At 68.7% G+C, this 17,825-nt stretch carries 13 protein-coding genes; 9 read left to right on the top strand and 4 right to left on the bottom strand.

The genetic code is table 11. From position 1 onward, the window contains the following. Window positions 1–196: 196 nt before the first annotated feature. Entirely contained in the window at window positions 197–2,362 is a 2,166-nt protein-coding gene (glgB, locus tag AC3A6R_RS25185) for a 1,4-alpha-glucan branching protein GlgB (protein WP_487865930.1), read from the bottom strand. A gap of 132 nt (window positions 2,363–2,494) precedes the next feature. Here glgB and AC3A6R_RS25180 point away from each other — a divergent pair, with 132 nt between their 5' ends. From AC3A6R_RS25180 to AC3A6R_RS25150, 7 genes are all read left to right on the top strand, one after another. Beyond that, window positions 2,495–3,994 (top strand): FAD-dependent oxidoreductase, encoded by a 1,500-nt coding sequence (locus AC3A6R_RS25180; RefSeq protein WP_487865929.1) that lies wholly within the window; start codon window positions 2,495–2,497, stop codon window positions 3,992–3,994. A 45-nt stretch (window positions 3,995–4,039) separates the two neighbouring features. Beyond that, on the top strand, window positions 4,040–6,682 hold the full coding sequence (gene leuS / locus AC3A6R_RS25175) for a leucine--tRNA ligase (protein WP_487865928.1): 2,643 nt from the start codon (window positions 4,040–4,042) through the stop codon (window positions 6,680–6,682). Window positions 6,683–6,706: 24 nt separating this feature from the next. Then, on the top strand, window positions 6,707–7,228 hold the full coding sequence (locus AC3A6R_RS25170; RefSeq protein ID WP_487861259.1) for an LPS-assembly lipoprotein LptE: 522 nt from the start codon (window positions 6,707–6,709) through the stop codon (window positions 7,226–7,228). Window positions 7,229–7,244: 16 nt separating this feature from the next. Beyond that, window positions 7,245–8,330 carry a DNA polymerase III subunit delta gene (gene holA / locus AC3A6R_RS25165; protein ID WP_487861260.1) on the top strand — a complete coding sequence of 362 codons (1,086 nt, stop codon included), beginning with the start codon at window positions 7,245–7,247 and terminating at the stop codon, window positions 8,328–8,330. 71 nt (window positions 8,331–8,401) lie between these two features. Further along, the gene (locus AC3A6R_RS25160; RefSeq protein WP_487861261.1) at window positions 8,402–9,697 is read left to right on the top strand and encodes a glutamate-5-semialdehyde dehydrogenase; all 1,296 of its coding nucleotides are present in this window, start codon (window positions 8,402–8,404) and stop codon (window positions 9,695–9,697) included. Window positions 9,698–9,823: 126 nt separating this feature from the next. Beyond that, window positions 9,824–11,143, top strand: coding sequence for a glutamate--cysteine ligase (gene gshA / locus AC3A6R_RS25155; protein WP_487865927.1), 1,320 nt, complete (start codon window positions 9,824–9,826; stop codon window positions 11,141–11,143). Between the two features lie 175 nt (window positions 11,144–11,318). Further along, entirely contained in the window at window positions 11,319–13,190 is a 1,872-nt protein-coding gene (locus AC3A6R_RS25150; RefSeq protein WP_487861263.1) for a potassium transporter Kup, read from the top strand. Window positions 13,191–13,345: 155 nt separating this feature from the next. Here AC3A6R_RS25150 and AC3A6R_RS25145 read toward each other — a convergent pair whose 3' ends face one another. The 3 genes from AC3A6R_RS25145 to AC3A6R_RS25135 all read right to left on the bottom strand — a co-directional run bounded on the left by AC3A6R_RS25145 (window position 13,346) and on the right by AC3A6R_RS25135 (window position 15,504). Continuing rightward, a complete protein-coding gene (locus tag AC3A6R_RS25145) occupies window positions 13,346–14,068 on the bottom strand; it encodes a GntR family transcriptional regulator (RefSeq protein ID WP_487861264.1) in 723 nt (240 codons plus the stop codon). 64 nt (window positions 14,069–14,132) lie between these two features. After that, window positions 14,133–15,059 carry a polysaccharide deacetylase family protein gene (locus AC3A6R_RS25140; RefSeq protein WP_487865926.1) on the bottom strand — a complete coding sequence of 309 codons (927 nt, stop codon included), beginning with the start codon at window positions 15,057–15,059 and terminating at the stop codon, window positions 14,133–14,135. A gap of 10 nt (window positions 15,060–15,069) precedes the next feature. Then, on the bottom strand, window positions 15,070–15,504 hold the full coding sequence (locus AC3A6R_RS25135; RefSeq protein ID WP_487865925.1) for a nuclear transport factor 2 family protein: 435 nt from the start codon (window positions 15,502–15,504) through the stop codon (window positions 15,070–15,072). Between the two features lie 241 nt (window positions 15,505–15,745). Between AC3A6R_RS25135 and AC3A6R_RS25130 the strand changes: the two genes are divergently transcribed. Next, window positions 15,746–16,948, top strand: coding sequence for an ABC transporter substrate-binding protein (locus AC3A6R_RS25130; protein ID WP_487861267.1), 1,203 nt, complete (start codon window positions 15,746–15,748; stop codon window positions 16,946–16,948). Continuing rightward, complete coding sequence (locus AC3A6R_RS25125; RefSeq protein ID WP_487861268.1) at window positions 16,945–17,823, top strand: branched-chain amino acid ABC transporter permease; 879 nt, start codon at window positions 16,945–16,947, stop codon at window positions 17,821–17,823. Before AC3A6R_RS25130 ends, AC3A6R_RS25125 begins: the two co-directional genes overlap by 4 nt. The last annotated feature ends 2 nt before the right edge of the window (window positions 17,824–17,825 follow it).

The following is a 17,825-nucleotide window of genomic DNA, read 5'->3' as shown; positions in this document are numbered from 1 at the left end:
CGCAGCTGTTTGAGCGAAGCGAGTTCTGCGAGACCCCGCGAAACGCGAGCACCGCAGGTTGCCCCGTAGCGCAGCGACGGGGTCGCAGACAGCGGGGTCGCCTTTTCTTTGCTTACTTTCTTTTGGCGAAGCAAAAGAAAGTGAGTCGCCCGCCGGGGCGAAACCCGGCCCCGAAAAACAGAACAACCAGAACAACTCAAACCAACACCCACATCACAGTAGCCAACGGCGGCAAGGTCACATTCATCGAGTGCGATTTTCCATGCCAAGGCACCGCCTCGCCCCGAACCACATCGTTGTGAACCCCGCTGCCCCCGTACACCTCGGCATCGGTATTGATCACCTCGCGATAGTCCCCGCCCGCCGGCACGCCAAGCCGGTATCCGTGCCGCATCACCGGCGTGAAGTTGCACGCCACCACCACGAACGACCCGTCGCGCCCGCGCCGCACGAAGCCGAACACCGACTGCGCCCGGTCGTCATGCACCGTCCACTCGAAGCCGGCGCGCTCGGCGTCGAGCTCGTGCAGGGCCGGAAAGTGCCGGTACACGTTGTTCAGGTCGCGCACCAGCCGCCGCACGCCCTGGTGCGCCGCGTGCGCGAGCAGATGCCAGTCGAGGCTGCGGTCGGCATTCCACTCGGCTTCCTGCGCGAACTCGCCACCCATGAAGAGCAGCTTCTTGCCCGGGTAGGCCCAGAGGTAGCCGTACAGGTTGCGCAGGCCCGCGAACTTCTGCCAGGCGTCGCCGGGCATGCGCGTGATCATCGAACCCTTGCCGTGCACCACCTCGTCGTGCGACAGCGGCAGCACGAAGTTCTCGCTGTGCGCATACATGAGGCCGAAGGTGATCTGTTCGTGGTGGTGGCTGCGGTGAACCGGGTCGGTGCCGGCATAGGCCAGCGTGTCGTTCATCCAGCCCATGTTCCACTTGAAGTGAAAGCCCAGCCCACCCGCCTCGGGCGGCCGCGTGACGCCGGGAAAGCTCGTCGATTCCTCGGCGACGGTGAAGGCACCGGGGCGCTCGGTGCCCACGACATGGTTCATGCGCCGCAGGAAGTCGATGGCCTCGAGGTTCTCGCGCCCGCCGTCGACGTTGGGTACCCATTCGCCGGCCTGGCGGCTGTAGTCGCGGTAGAGCATGGAGGCCACCGCATCCACGCGCAGGCCATCGACGCCATAGCGCTCGAGCCAGTAGAGCGCATTGCCGACGAGGTAGTTGCGAACCTCCGTGCGCGCGTAGTTGAAGATCAGCGTCTGCCAGTCGTTGTGAAAGCCCTCGCGCGGGTCGGCGTATTCGTACAGCGCGGTGCCGTCGAAGCGGCCGAGGCCGTGCGCGTCGGTGGGGAAGTGCGCGGGCACCCAGTCGAGGATCACGCCGAGGCCGGCGGCATGTGCGGCCTCGACCAGATGGCGGAAATCGCCGGGCGTGCCGAAGCGCGAGCTCGGGGCATGCAGGCCGATGGGCTGGTAGCCCCACGATCCGTCGAACGGATGCTCGCTGACCGGCAGCAGCTCGATGTGCGTGAAGCCCATGTCGCGCACATAGGGCACCAGCGTGTCGGCCAGCTCGCGGTAGTCGAGCCAGTCGCGGCCGTCGTTCTTGCGCCGCCACGAGCCGAGGTGCACTTCGTAGATGCTGATCGGCGCATGGCGGTCGTTGGCGGCGGCGCGGCCGGGCGGCAGCGGCACCGGCGCGGGCAGCGGCGCCACGACGCAGGCGGTCTCGGGCCGAAGGCGCGCCGAGAAGGCGTAGGGGTCGGCCTTGCGCAGCAGCTCGCCCTCGGCCGACAGGATCTCGAATTCGTAGGCGTCGCCGGTGGCCACTTGCGGCGCGAAGATTTCCCACACGCCGCACTCGCGGCGCAGCCGCATCATGTGCCGCCGGCCGTCCCAGTTGTTGAAGTCGCCGACCACCGAGACGCGCCGCGCATTCGGCGCCCAGACCGCGAAAGCCACGCCCTTCACGCCGTCGATCTCGCGCAGGTGCGCACCGAGCCGCTCCCAGGGCCGCAGGTGCGTGCCCTCGGCGAGCAGCCACACGTCGGTATCGCCGAGCACGAACGGAAAGCGGTAGGGGTCTTCGAGCCGCGCGCTGTGCGCGCCCCAGTCGACCTCGAACGAATAGCCCAGCAGCGCCTCGGCCGCGGGCACCAGCCCGGTGAAGAGGTCGGACTCCTCGTGCCGGGCCAGCATCGCGAGCGGCCAGCCGGTGCGCGTGTGCACCACGGCCACGCTCTTGGCGCCGGGCAGCAGCGCACGCACCTGCAGGCCGTCGCGCGTCTGGTGCGGCCCCAGCACGGCAAACGGATCACCGTGTTCGGCGCGCATCAGGGCGCGGACCTCGCGTTCGGGGAGATGCATGCTGTCCTTGGTCTGAAGAGAATCATCGTGCCATGCGAGATCCGGGCCCGGCCGCATGACGACGACGAAGCTTTCTACACTGCACGGGCACGCCACGCGATGGCGTCCCCGCCGATCCCGTTTGCCTGTCAGATGACCACCGACGCTGCTTCTTTTTCTGCTCCCTCCATCCCCGACCGGCCGGAAGGCCTTGCCGCGCTCGAGCGCCGGCTAGCCAAAGACCTGGAGTGTCTCGGCTGGCCCGCGCGCGCCTGGATGCCGGCCTGCGCGCACGAGGGCGAGGCGGTGCTCGATGTGGCGATCGTCGGCGGCGGCCAGGCCGGGCTCGCCGCGGCGGCGGCGCTGGCGCAGCAGGGCATCCGCGCGGTGGTGTTCGACCGCGCACCGGCCGGGTTCGAGGGGCCGTGGGCCACCACGGCGCGCATGGAAACCCTGCGCTCGCCCAAGGAACTGACCGGCCCCGCGCTCGGCCTGCCGGCGCTGACCTTCCGGGCCTGGTTCGAGGCCCAGTTCGGCGCCGAGGCCTGGGGCGGGCTGGACAAGATCCCGCGCCTGCAATGGATGGACTACCTGCGCTGGTACCGGCGCGTGATGGCGGTGGAGGTGCGCAACGACACGGCCGTCACCCGCATCGCGCCGCTGGCGGCGGCCGGGCCGGTGCGGCTCGACCTGCGCGCGCCCGCGGGCATGCCGCAGCATGTGCTCGCGCGCCGCGTGGTGCTCGCGACCGGCCGCGACGGGCTCGGCGGCCCGGCGGTGCCGCCCTTCGTGGCGGCGCTGCCGCGCGGGAGGTGGGCGCATTCGTCCGACGAGATGGACTACGGCCGCCTCGCGGGCCTGCGGGTCGGCATCGTCGGCGCCGGCTCGTCGGCGATGGACAGCGCGGCCACGGCGCTCGAGGCCGGTGCGCGCAGCGTCGAGCTGCTGATCCGCCGCCCCGACCTGCCGCGCGTCAACAAGGCCAAGGGCGCCGGTGTGCCCGGCCTGACGCAGGGGCATTACGACCTGCCCGACGAAGCCAAGTGGCGCCTGCGCCACTACATCAACGTGCTCAACGTGCCGCCGCCGCATGGCAGCACGCTGCGCGTATCGCGCCATCCCAACGCCTTCTTCAATTTCGGCTGCCAGGTGCAGGCGGTCGAGTCGCAGGGCGATGCGATGCGCGTCGTCACGCCGCGCGGCGATTTCGTCGTCGACTTCCTCATCGTCTCGACCGGCTTCAAGGTCGACTGGGCGCGCCGTCCCGAGTTCGCCGCCATCGCGGCGCATGTGCGCACCTGGAAGGCGCGCTTCGTGCCCGCGCCCGGCGACGAGGACCAGGAACTGGCCGATTCGCCCGACCTCGGGCCGGTGTTCGAGTTGCAGGAGCGCGCCCCGGGCGCCTGCCCAGGGCTGGACCGGGTCCACTGCTTCTGCTATCCCGCGGCGCTGTCGCACGGCACGGTCTCGGGCGACATCCCCGCGATCAGTGACGGTGCGCGGCGGCTGGCGGGGGGCATCGCGGGCCTCTTCTACCGCGAGGACTTCGAGCACCACTTCGCCAGGCTCCAGGCCTTTGCCGAACCCGAGCTCTTCGGCGACGAATGGGTGCCCGCGCCGCCGCCGGCCGAGCGACCGGCGCCAGGGCGATAATCCGCCTTCCCCGGCCGCCCCGCGCCGGGCTCTTGCCGAACCGTCATGAACCCCAGCTACAAACCCAGCGACGTCGAGTCCGCTGCCCAGGCGCAATGGAGCGCCGCCGATGCCTACCGCGTCACCGAGGACGCGAGCCGCAAGAAGTACTACGCCTGCTCGATGCTGCCGTACCCGAGCGGCAAGCTGCACATGGGCCATGTGCGCAACTACACGATCAACGACATGCTCACGCGCTACCTGCGCATGAGCGGCTACAACGTGCTGATGCCGATGGGCTGGGACGCCTTCGGCCTGCCGGCCGAGAACGCGGCGCTCAAGAACGGGGTGCCGCCGGCCAAGTGGACCTACGAGAACATCGACTACATGCGCGGCCAGCTCCAGGCCATGGGCCTGGCGATCGACTGGAGCCGCGAGGTCGCCACCTGCGACCCGAGCTACTACAAGTGGAACCAGTGGCTGTTCCTGAAGATGCTCGAAAAGGGCATTGCCTACCGCAAGACCCAGGTCGTCAACTGGGACCCGGTCGACCAGACCGTGCTGGCCAACGAGCAGGTGATCGACGGCAAGGGCTGGCGCACCGGTGCCACGGTCGAGCGCCGCGAGATCCCGGGCTACTACCTCAAGATCAGCGACTACGCCGAAGAGCTGCTCGAGCACACCCAGCACAAGCTGCCGGGCTGGCCCGAGCGCGTCAAGCTGATGCAGGAGAACTGGATCGGCAAGAGCGAGGGCGTGCGCTTCGCCTTCACGCACGACATCAAGGACGGGAGCGGCAGCCTGATCCAGGACGGCCGCATGTACGTGTTCACCACGCGCGCCGACACCATCATGGGCGTGACCTTCTGCGCCGTCGCGCCCGAGCATCCGCTTGCGATGCATGCCGCCACGCTCGACGCCAAGGTCGCTGACTTCATCGAGGAATGCAAGGCCGGCGGCACCACCGAGGCCGAACTCGCCACGCAGGAGAAGAAGGGCGTGCCCACCGGGCTCAGCGTGCGGCATCCGATCACCGACGAGCTGGTGCCGGTGTGGGTGGGCAACTACGTGCTCATGAGCTATGGCGACGGCGCCGTGATGGGCGTGCCCGCGCACGATGAGCGCGACTTCGCGTTCGCCAACAAGTACGGCCTCGAGATCATCCAGGTGGTGCTGGTCGACGACGAGCCGCACTTCGACTACCACCGGTGGCAGGACTGGTACGCCCTGAAGGACGAATCCGGGCAGCGCAGCGTGACCATCAACTCCGACAACTTCAGCGGCATGCGCCACAAGGAGGCCGTGGCCGCGGTGGCGCATGCGCTCGGCCAGAAGGGCCTGGGCGGGCTGCAGACCACCTGGCGCCTGCGCGACTGGGGCGTGAGCCGCCAGCGCTACTGGGGCACGCCGATCCCGATCATCCACTGCGACGAGCACGGCGCGGTGCCGGTCCCCGAGAAGGACCTGCCCGTGGTGCTGCCGACCGACTGCGTGCCCGACGGCTCGGGCAACCCGCTCGCCAAGCACGAGGGCTTTCATGCCGGCGTCGTCTGCCCCGTGTGCGGCAAGTCCGCGCGCCGCGAGACCGACACGATGGACACCTTCGTGGACAGCTCGTGGTACTTCATGCGCTACTGCGACCCGAAGAACGACGAGGCCATGGTCGCCGGGGGCGCCGACTACTGGATGCCGATGGACCAGTACATCGGCGGCATCGAGCACGCGATTCTTCACCTGCTCTACGCACGCTTCTGGACCAAGGTGATGCGCGACCTGGGCCTGGTGAAGGTCGACGAGCCCTTCAGCAAGCTGCTCACGCAGGGCATGGTGCTCAACCACATCTACTACCGGCGCAGCGACAAGGGCGGCAAGGACTACTTCCCGCCGGCCGACGTGACGCCGGTGCTCGACGCGCAGGGCCGCATCACCGGCGGCACGCTGGCCGACGGCACGCAGCTGGTGTACGGCGGTGTCGGCAAGATGGGCAAGAGCGAACGCAACGGCGTCGATCCGCAGGACCTGATCGAAAAGTACGGTGCCGACACCGCGCGCCTTTACACCATGTTCACCGCGCCGCCCGAGGCCACGCTCGAATGGAACGACGCCGCGGTCGAGGGCAGCTTCCGCTTCCTGCGCCGGGTCTGGAACTTCGGCCTGGCGCAGGCCGACGCGCAGCCCGTGGAGATCGCCGGCCAGTCGTTCGGCAAGGCAGCCCAGGCCCTGCGCCGCGAGGTGCATACGGTGCTGCGCCAGATCGACTACGACTACCAGCGCATGCAATACAACACCGTGGTGTCGGGCGCGATGAAGCTCTTGAACGCGGTCGAAGGTTTCAAAACTGACGGCAGCCCCGGCGACGCCGCCGCGGTGCGCGAAGGCTTCGGCATCCTGCTGCGCTGCCTCTACCCGGCCACGCCGCACCTCACGCACCAGCTCTGGCAGGGCCTGGGCTACGACAAGGCCATGGGCGACCTGCTCGATGCGCCCTGGCCCGTGGTGGACGTGGGCGCGCTCACGCAGGACGAGGTCGAGCTCATGCTGCAGGTCAACGGCAAGCTGCGCGGCAAGCTGCTGGTGCCCGCCGAGGCCTCGAAGGACGAGATCGAGAAGCTCGCGCTCGCCTGCGACGATTTCGTCAAGTTCGCCGAGGGCGCACCGGCCAAGCGCGTCATCGTGGTGCCGGGCCGCCTCGTCAACGTGGTCCTCTGAGACGTTGAGTAAAACGAAAGAAGCATGAACCATCGCACTGCCTCGCTGCCGCGCCGCGGCTTCCTTCTCGGCCTGGCCGCCGCCAGCGCGGGCCTCGGCCTGGCCGGCTGCGGCTTCGAGCTGCGCCGTGCGCCGGTGTTCGCCTTCAAGACCCTGTCGCTCTCGGGCAACTCCGAACTGATCAACCGGCTGCGGCGCGAGCTGCGCGCCGCCGGCACCGTGACGCTGGTGCCTCCCGCCGAGGCGCAGACGGCCGACGCGATCCTCGAGATGCTCGGCGAGAGCCGCGACCGGATCGTGATCTCGACCAATTCGGCCGGCCTGTTGCGCGAACTGCAGCTGCAGCTGCGCGTGCGCTTCGCGCTGCGCACGCCAGGTGGCAAGGCCCTGCTGCCGCCGACCGAAGTGGCGCAGACGCGCGACCTGAGCTTCAACGAGACCAACGCGCTCGCGAAGGAGGGCGAGGCCGAGCTGCTCTACCGCGACATGCAGTCCGACATCGCGCAACAGATGCTGCGCCGGCTCGCGGCGGTCAAGCAACTCTGAAGACGGCCGCAGCAGCATGCAACTTGCCAGCGCCCAGCTCGGCGCCCATCTGCAGAAGGGCCTGAAGCCGCTCTACGCCATCCACGGCGACGAGCCGCTGCTGGCCCAGGAGGCGGCCGACGCGATCCGCGCCGCGGCGCGCACGCAGGGCTACACCGAGCGCAGTTCGTACACCGTGGCCGGCGCGCACTTCGACTGGAGCGCGGTGCTCGCGGCCGGCGGCTCGCTCTCGTTGTTCGCCGACAAGCAGATCGTCGAGATCCGCATCCCCTCGGGCAAGCCCGGCAAGGACGGCAGCACGGCGCTGCAGCAACTCGCCGAAGCGGCGCAGGGCAACGACAGCACGCTCACGCTCGTGATGCTGCCGCGGCTCGACAAGGCGACCCGCACCGGCGCGTGGTTCTCGGCGCTCGAGAACAACGGCGTGAGCATCCAGGTCGATCCGGTCGAGCGCGCCGCGCTGCCGCAGTGGATCGCGCAGCGCCTGGGGTTGCAGGGCCAGCGCGTAATGCCCGGCGACGAGGGCCAGCGCACGCTGCAGTTCTTTGCTGATCGCGTCGAAGGCAACCTGCTGGCCGCGCACCAGGAGATCCAGAAGCTCGCGCTGCTGTACCCCGCGGGCGAGCTGGCCTGGGAGCAGGTCGAGGCCGCGGTCAACAACGTGGCGCGCTACGACGTCTTCAAGCTCTCGGAAGCCGTGCTCGCCGGCAACCCGCAGCGCGTGGCGCGCATGCTCGACGGGCTGCAGGCCGAGGGCGAGGCCGAGGTGCTGGTGCACTACACGCTGGCCGAGGACATCCGCGCACTCAAGCGCGTGAAGGATGCGATGGCGGCGGGCCGCCCGCTGCCCATGGCGCTGCGCGAGAACCGCGTCTGGGGCGCGAAGGAACGGGCCTTCGAGCGCGTGCTGCCGCGGCTCGACGACCGCATGCTCGCGCGGCTGCTGCGCGCGGCCCACGTGGTCGACGGCATCTGCAAGGGGCTCAAGCAGCCCGACTGGCCCGCGAGCGGCTGGCAGGCGCTGCAGCGGCTCGCGCTCATGCTCTGCCGCGCCTGCAGCAGCGGCAACAGCAACAACGCCAGCACAGCGCGGCGGGCCTGAGCGGCGCCAGCCCGCAACGCGGAAAAGCCCGTGTCAGCCGCGCGCAGGGTTGGCGTGGGAAAATGCCGCGCATGAACGCCTTCAACGTCAGCGAGCACATGCAGACCCTCGGGCTGCAGGCCAAAACTGCCGCATTCCTCATGGCACGTGCGGATGCAGCTACAAAAAACAGAGCGCTGAAGGCGCTCGCCAAGCGCCTGCGCGAGGCCGGCCCGGCGCTCGCGGCAGCCAACCAGAAGGACCTGGAGCGCGCCACCGCGGCCGGCTTGCCCGCGCCCATGGTCGACCGGCTCAAGCTCACGCCCAAGGTCCTCGAGACCGTGGCGCTCGGCTGCGAGCAGCTCGCCGGCATGGCCGACGTGATTGGCGAGATCATCGGCATGAAGCAGCAGCCCAGCGGCATTCGCGTGGGCCAGATGCGGGTGCCGATCGGGGTCTTCGGCATGATCTACGAAAGCCGTCCCAACGTGACCATCGAGGCCGCCAGCCTCGCGATCAAGAGCGGCAACGCGGCCATCCTGCGCGGCGGCTCGGAGGCGATCGAGTCGAACAAGGCGCTGGCGCTGCTCGTGGCCGGCGCGCTCGAGGAGGCCGGCCTGCCGGTCGATGCGGTGCAATTGGTGCAGACCACCGACCGCGAGGCCGTGGGCCAGTTGATCGCCATGCCCGAGTTTGTGGACGTGATCATCCCGCGCGGCGGCAAGGGCCTGATCGAGCGCATCAGCCGCGACGCCAAGGTGCCCGTCATCAAGCACCTCGACGGCAATTGCCATGTCTACGTGGACGATTCGGCCGAGTTCGAAATGGCGCTGCGCATCGTCGACAACGCCAAGACCCAGAAGTACAGCCCCTGCAACGCCGCCGAGGGCCTGCTGGTCTCGGCCGCGGTGGCCGACGACTTCCTGCCGCGCATCGCCGCGATCTTCGCGGCCAAGGGCGTCGAGATGCGCTGCGACCCGACTGCGGCCCGCATCCTGCGCTCGGACGAGGCGCTGGCCGGCGCCGGCGCGCAGGTCGTCGATGCGGTCGAGTCCGACTGGTCGGAGGAATACCTCGCGGCCGTCATCAGCATCAAGGTGGTCGAGGGCCTCGACGAGGCGATCGCACACATCAACCGCTACTCGAGCCACCACACCGACGCGATCGTCACGCGCGACCATGTGCATGCGCAACGCTTCCTGCGCGAGGTCGATTCGGCGAGCGTCATGGTCAATGCGAGCACACGCTTCGCTGACGGTTTCGAGTTCGGCCTCGGCGCCGAGATCGGCATCAGCACCGACAAATTCCATGCGCGCGGGCCGGTCGGCATCGAGGGGCTGACTTCGCTCAAGTACGTGGTGCTCGGGCAGGGCGAAGTTCGCGGCTGAGGCGCCGGCGGCCGGCGCCTGCACCGGCCGCCTGGCCTTTCGCGGGTCTTGTCATCGGGGCGGCCATCCCCAAATCCTACAATTCCGCTCTACCTTTCCAAGTACAAAACCAACAAGGCCGCCCGCATGGTTCCGCATCTCGTCACCGCCCTGACCGGCCCGATCAACGAACTGGAGCAGCGGGTGCTCGATTCGACGCCCGCGATCGAGCGCTGGTTCCGCCTCGAATGGATGGAGCACACGCCGCCGTTCTACAGCGCGGTCGACATCCGCAACGCCGGCTTCAAGCTCGCGCCGGTCGACACCAACCTGTTCCCGGGCGGCTGGAACAACCTCACCAAGGAAATGCTCCCGCTCGCGGTGCAGGCGGCCCAGGCGGCGATCGAGAAGATCTGTCCCGAGGCGCGCAACCTGCTCGTCATTCCCGAGAACCATTCGAAGAACACCTTCTATCTCGCCAACGTGGCGCAGCTGGTGCGCATCTTCCACATGGCGGGACTCAACGTGCGCGTCGGCTCGATCGACCCGGCGATCAAGTCGCCGAAGAAGATCGAGCTGCCCAACGGCGAGACGGTGTGCCTCGAGCCCGTGGTGCGCACCAAGCGCCGGCTCGGCCTGAAGAACTTCGACCCGTGCACGATCCTGCTCAACAACGAGCTGTCGGCGGGCACGCCGGGCATTCTTGAAGACCTGCACGAGCAGTACCTGCTGCCGCCGCTGCATGCGGGCTGGTCGGTGCGCCGCAAGAGCAACCACCTGCACAGCTACGAAGAGCTCTCGAAGCGCTTCGGCAAGCTGCTCGGCATCGATCCCTGGCTCATCAACCCGATCTACGCCCGCGCCGAGGGCGTCGACTTCGCCGAAGGCCGCGGCATCGACGTGCTCACGAGCCACGTCGACGCGGTGCTCACCAAGGTGCGCCGCAAATACAAGGAATACGGCATCAACGAGAAGCCCTTCGTGATCGTCAAGGGCCATGTCGGCGGTGACGGGCCCGGCGTGATCACGGTGCGCGATGCGCGCGAGGTCGAAGCCCTGGTGGGCGCCACGAAGCCGCGCGCGGCAGCGGCCACCACGCGCGCGGGGGCCGCGGCCCGGGCGCTGCGCGGCCCCGGCGAAGTGATCGTGCAGGAAGGCGTGCTGACCAACGAACGGGTACACAACGGCGTGGCCGAGCCCGTGGTCTACATGATGGACCGCTACGTGGTCGGCGGCTTCTACCGCGTGCATGCCGAGCGCAACCCCGACGAGAACCTCAAGCTGCCGGGCGCCAATTTCGTGCCGCTGGCGTTCTCCGACAGCGCGCACCTGCCGCAGCCCGGCGCCAAGCCCGGCGCGAGCGCGCCGAACCGCTTCTACATGTACGGCGTGGTCGGCCGCCTGGCCATGGTGGCCGCGAGCTACGAGCTGGAAGCCACCGACCCGGACGCCGAAGTCTACGAATAATGATTTTCGGGGGCGGCTTGCGGCGGCGGCGGGCAGCGGCAAAATAGCGGCCTCACAGCAAAAGGAAACAAGAGGGCGGGGGGATGTGCGCGGCGGCCGCAGGGCCGCGACGGGCGCATCCTTGCATGTGTGACTTGGTTGCACGCGCGCGGTTCGTCCTTTTTCCACCGACTTCGTGTCCCCACCCAAAGCCTCTTCCGCCGCTGCCCTGATCATCGGCACCATCGGTGTCGTCTACGGCGACATCGGCACCAGCGTCCTGTATGCCGTCAAGGAGGTGTTCAACCACGGGCACCTGCCGTTCACGATCGAGAACGTCTACGGCATCCTGTCGATGTTCTTCTGGACGCTCACCGTCATCGTGTCGATCAAGTACGTGGTGCTGGTGCTGCGGGCCGACAACGAAGGCGAGGGCGGCCTCGTGGCGATGCTGGCGCTGGCCTCGCGCGCCGTGGCCGACAAGCCGCGGCTGCGCAACGTGCTGCTGCTGGTGGGCATCTTCGGCACCTCGCTCTTCTATGGCGACGGCGTCATCACGCCGGCCATCTCGGTGCTGTCGGCGGTCGAGGGCCTCGAGGTCGTGTCGCCGCACTTCAAGCACTACGTGCTGCCGATCACGCTGGTGGTGCTGTTCGGCCTGTTCGTGGTGCAGAAGCGCGGCACCGCGGGCATCGGCAAGTTCTTCGGCCCGATCACGCTGACCTGGTTCGCGGCCATCGCGGTGCTCGGCGTCACGCAGATCGTGCAGCACCCCGAGATCCTCAAGGCGATCAGCCCCTGGTATGCGATGAAGTTCATCTGGGACAACCCGGGCACGAGCTTCATCCTGCTGGGCGCCACGGTGCTCTGCGTGACCGGCGCCGAGGCGCTCTATGCCGACCTCGGCCACTTCGGCAAGCGGCCGATCCGCGTGGCGTGGTTCACGGTGGTGATGCCCGCGCTCACGCTCAACTACTTCGGCCAGGGCGCGCTGCTGCTCGAGAACCCCGAGGCGGTGAAGAATCCGTTCTTCATGATGGCACCCGAATGGGCGCTGATCCCGCTGGTGCTGCTGGCCACCCTGGCCACGGTGATCGCATCGCAGGCGCTCATCACCGGCGCCTTCAGCGTCACGCGCCAGGTGATCCAGCTCGGCTATCTCCCGCGCATGAACATCGAGCACACCAGCGTGCGCGCCGCGGGCCAGATCTACATCCCGATCGTCAACTGGGGCCTGTTCGCGGCCATCGTGCTGGCGGTGCTGATGTTCCGTTCGTCGAGCAGCCTGGCCGCGGCCTACGGCATCGCGGTGACCACCGACATGCTGATCACCACGGTGCTGACCTTCTTCGTGATCCGCTACGCGTGGAAGCTGCCGCTGGCTGTGTGCATTGCCTCGACCGCGGTCTTCTTCGCGGTCGACTTCATGTTCTTTGCCTCGAACCTGCTCAAGCTGTTCGAAGGCGGCTGGTTTCCGCTCGTCATCGGTGGCGCGGTGTTCACGCTGATGATCACCTGGAAGGAGGGCCGCCGCCTCATGGGCGAGGTGCAGCGCGCCGATGCGATCGCGCTGAAGGAGTTTCTCGACTCCGTGTTCGTGAGCCCACCCGCGCGCGTGGAGGGCACCGCGGTGTTCCTCACGGCCGAACCTGGCGTGGTGCCCAATGCGCTGCTGCACAACCTCAAGCACAACAAGGTGCTGCACGAGCAGAACCTGTTCGTCACGGTGCGCAACCACGAGGTGCCATGGATACCGATGGACAAGCGCATCGAGATCGAGGCGCTCGGCCACCATTGCTGGCAGGTCATCGTGCACTACGGCTTCAAGAACGACGTCGACCTGCCGCGCGCACTCGACAACGCCCGCCTGCGCGGCTGCCAGCTCGAGCCCATGTCGACGAGCTACTTTCTCTCGCGCGACGTGGTCATTCCCACGCTCGCCAGCGGCATGGCGCCCTGGCGCGAGAAGCTGTTCGCGACGATGCACCACAACGCGAGCGGCGCGGCGGCCTTCCTCGGGCTGCCGAACAATGCCGTGGTGGAGTTGGGCTCCAAGATCGAGATCTGAGACGCCCCCCGAAGCGCCTGCGGCGCCTCCCCCCACTGGGGGGCGCACCCGGCGGCCCGGCGAAGCCGGTTCCGCGGGTGCACTGGGCTGAACCTGTGGCGTTTCAAGTGCTGCCAGTGGTGCGCAGCGACATGGAAGACTGAGTCACGGAGGCCTCAGCCCAGGCCCAGCATCTGTCCCAGGCTGCGTGCTGCAGCCGGCCGGTCGAGCGCGATGTTGCGTTCGAGCACCAGCAGGTGCGCTTCCATCAAACGCACGGCCTCGTCTGCGTCGCCGCGCGCGATCGCGTCGACCAGTTCCGCATGCTCGTCGTGCTCGCAGGCGGCATTGCCGGGCGGCTCGTAGAGCGCCACGATCAGCGAGCAGCGCGACATGAGCTCGCTCAGGTAGCGCTCCAGGATCGGGTTGCGCGCGAGCCGTGCCACGCGCAGGTGGAACGAGCTCGCGAGACGCGCCCATTCGGGCTGCGTGTAGCGGTGCATCGCCGCATGTTCTTCCTTCAGGTGTCGCCGCAGCTCGGCGATCTCGGTGCGCGTGGCGTTGCGCACCGCCATGCGCACCAGCGCGGCCTCGAGCGCGCGGCGGGCCTCGAAGATCTGCCGCGTCTCCTCGGGCGAGGGCATTGCCACGATCGCGCCGCGGTTCGGCCGCAGCTCCACGATGTGGTCGTGGGCCAGCCGTTGCAGCACCTTGCGCACCATCGCCCGGCTCACGCCGAACAACGCGCACAGCGACGCCTCGGGCAGCTTGGTGCCGGGCGCGAGGCGCTGGTGCGTCACGCCCTCGAACACCGAGCGGTAGATGCGTTCCTCGACGTCAGCGTCGTCGGGCGGCGGACGTGCAGCGGTGGGCTTCTTCGAGGCGGGGGTGCGGGCCATGAGCGGGAGGAGGTGCGGTCGGGGCGTGGACGAGAACGCGCCGATTATCGAGTGCCGCGCATCGTCAGGCACCGAACGCGTCGGGCCGCTCCGTCGCCAGCCGCTGCATGTGCGCGGCGATCTCGCCCGGCGTGGTGAACCAGACCTCGCCGCGGTCGCGCGCCCGCGCGAGGTGCGCGAGCGCGGTGCGCAGGTGGCGCAGCCGGTAGGGCTGGCCGACGATGTACGGATGCAGCGCGAGGCCCATCACCAGCGGCTGCGCGCGCGACTGCTCGCGCATCTCGTCGAAGTTGTCGATCACCATGGCGGCGAAGTCCTTCGCGTCCATCAGCCGGCCCACGATCATCGGAATGTCGTTGAGCTCCTGCGGATACGGCACCGACCAGATCGCGGCGCCCGAGCGCGTGCGCATGCGCACCGGCTGGTCGTCATGGCACCAGTTGAGCGTATAGCCGTAGCCGGACTCCGCCAGCAGGTCTGGCGTGACCGCGCTTTCAGAGATCCACGGCGACAGCCATCCCGCGGGCGCCTGCCCGCTCTCGCGCAGCATGCGGTCGCGGCAGCGCACCAGCAGCGCGCGTTCGTGCACCTCGTCGAGCGCGCCCTGGCGCTCGGCATTGCTGTGGCCGTGGCCGATGAGTTCGTCGCCGCGCGCCACCACCGCCTGCACCAGTTCAGGGCAGTGGTCGTAGAGCGCGGTGTTGACCAGCGCGCCCGTCGGAAGCTCGAGCGCGTCGAAGAGCTCGAGGCAGCGCCAGGCGCCCACGCGGTTGCCGTACTCGCGCCAGCCGTGGTTCAGCACGTCGGGCTGCGGCGAGGCCGGGCCGATGCAGGCGCCGAGCCCGTCGCCGAACGCGAAGTGCTCGATGTTGAAGCCCAGGTACACGGCCAGCCGCGCGCCGTTGGGCCAGGCGTATTCGGGCCGGCGCGTGATCGGCCGGTAGTCGAAGCGGCCGTGCGAGGGCAGCAGCTCGGGCCAGCGGGCCGTCATGCGTGCGGCCTCACAGCACCGCGAGGCCGGCGCGCACGAGTAGCCATTCGGCGCTGTCGTTCCACACGTCCATCTGCACGATCAGCCCGTGGCGCACCACGTAGCGGTCGACATAACGGTTGCCTTCGAAGGGCGTTCCGTCGGGCCACGCGCCATAGAGCGTGCCGAGGCTGTAGACCACGGTCTCCTCGGGCGTGCCGCCGGCCACCGTTTCGGTGCGCTCGATCCTCTTCTTGACCCAGGCGTAGCGCTTCGCATTGAAGGCCGAGGTGTCACCAGGTGCGTGCATCGGGCGGTTGCCCGTGAAGCGGATGCGGATGCCGGGGGCGGTGTAGCGCGACGCCGCGGCGGGGTCGGGAATCATCACCAGGCGAAGGAACTCGTCGACCACGGCGGCCGGGTCGGCATGCGTGGGCGAAGGGGCGGTCGATGTGGGGGTGTCCATGGGTTCTCCATCTGTTGGGGGCCAAGGCGGTGCATGGCAAAGGTGCGTGCGTCATGCACAGCAAATCTCGTGCCGAATTGTCAACGTGAACTCTAAGAGATTGTCGACAATTTCGAAATGAAAGTGTCGACTTGGCATGGCGCTTGCATCCGGAACGAGCCAGCCGCTTCGGCGGATGCCCGATGCACCTTGTTGGGTGCCGCCCCGTTTGTTGTTGTCCTCTTCGACCCAGGAGTCCGCCATGACCCGCACCGCTGTTCGCCTTCCAGTTCTTCGCCGCCGCACGCTCTGCATTGCAGCCGCCGCCTGCCTCGCCGCGGGCTCGGTTCTCGCCGCCGAGCCGATCAAGATCGGCCTCGTCACCGCGCTCTCGGGCCAGTCGGCGCTGGCCGGTGAAGCCATCAGCCGCGGCCTCACGGTCGCCATCGACGAGATCAACGCCAAGGGCGGCCTGCTCGGCGGACGCAAGCTCGAGCTGGTGCGCCGCGACGACGAGGCCAATCCTGCCAAGGGCGTGGTGGCTGCGCGCGAGCTGATCTTCAAGGAGAAGGTGGCGGTGCTGTTCGGCGGGCTCGACACGCCAGTGTCGATGGCCATCGTGCCGATCGCCAACCAGGAGAAGACGCCGTTCATGGGGCCGTGGGCCGCGGGCACGCCGATCACCAAGAACGGCGCCAATCCCAACTTCGCCTTCCGTGTCTCGGCGGTCGACGAGATCGTCAACGTGGGCATGCTCGACTACGCGCAGAAGAGCTTCAAGAGCGGCAAGTTCGGCATGATCCTCGTCAACAACCCCTGGGGCGAATCGAACGAGAAGGGCCTGCATGCCGCGCTCGCGGCCAAGGGGCTGAAGGCCGTGGGTGTGGAGAAGTTCGACGGCAACGACGTCGACGTGGTGCCGCAGCTCACGCGGCTCAAGGCCGCGGGCGCCGACACGCTCTTCATGGTGGGCAATGTCGGCCCGTCGGCGCAGGTGGTCAAGTCGCTCGACCGCATGGGCTGGCAGGTGCCGATCGTCTCGCACTGGGGACCGGCCGGCGGCCGTTTCACCGAACTGGCCGGCCCGAACGGCAAGAACGTGCACTTCGTGCAGACCTACAGCTTCTTCGGCAAGCAGTCGCCGGTGGGCGAGCGGGTGATCGCGGCGCTCAAGGCCAAATACCCGGCCATCAAGGGCCCCGACGACATCACGCCGGCCGTGGGCGTGGCCAATGCCTACGACGGCATGCAGCTCGCCGCGCTGGCCATCGCGGCCGCGGGCTCGACCGACGGCGACGCGGTGCGCCAGGGCTTCTACAAGATCGGCAGGTACGAAGGCCTCATCAAGACCTACGACAAGCCCTTCTCGCCCGGCGTGCATGACGCGGTGACCGCGAACGACTACGTCTGGGCCCAGTTCATCGACAACCGCATCCTGCCCGTGGCCATGGCCGCGGCCAAATGATGCTGCTGTCCGCATGGATCAGCGGGCTGGGGCTCGGGAGCATGTACGGGCTCATCGCCCTCGGCTTCCACGTCACCTATGCCGTCTCGGGCACCGTCAACTTCGCGCAGGGCAGCGCGATGATGCTCGGCGCCGTCTTCACCTTCTGGTTCGCGCAGACGCTGGGCTGGCCGATGCCGCTCGCGGTGCTGCTGGCGCTCGTGCTGTGCGGCGCCTACGGCCTGGTGGTCGAGTTCGCGGCCGTGCGGCCTTTCGCGAGCCGCGGTTCCGAGGCCTGGCTGATGGCCACGGTCGCGCTCGGCATGGTGGTCGACAACCTCGTGATGTTCACCTTCGGCAAGGAGCCGCGCAGCCTGCCCTCGTCGCTGGCCGTCACGCCGCTGCAGGTCGGTGAGGTGGGGCTGGGCGTGTACCCGCTGCAGTTGCTGATCCCGCTCGCGGGCCTTGCGCTGGCGGCGCTGCTGCACCTGGTGGCACGGCGCACGCGCTGGGGCATCGGCATGCTCGCGGTGGTGCAGAACCCCGCGGCCGCACGGCTCATGGGCATTCCGATCCGGCGCGCGGTGGCCGCGGCCTTCGCACTTTCGGCCGTGCTCGCGGGCACGGCGGGCGTGCTCATTGCGCCGCTCTACAACGTGCAGGCCGACATGGGCACGCTGTTCGGCCTCAAGGCCTTCGCGGTGGCGATCCTCGGCGGCATCACCAGCGCCTGGGGCGTGATGGGCGCGGGCCTGCTGTTCGGCCTGGCCGAGGCGCTGATCACCGCCACGCTCGGCTCGGGCTACACGCAGATCCTGACCTTTGCGCTGGTGATCGCGGTGCTTGCATTGCGGCCCCAGGGCCTGTTCGGCCGCGCGGCGGTGAAGAAGGTATGAGC

The sequence above is a fragment of the Variovorax sp. Soil_C_19 genome (genome assembly GCF_057657255.1).
Note: the sequence above shows the minus strand (reverse complement) of the source record. Positions and strands in the feature narration are given on the sequence as shown.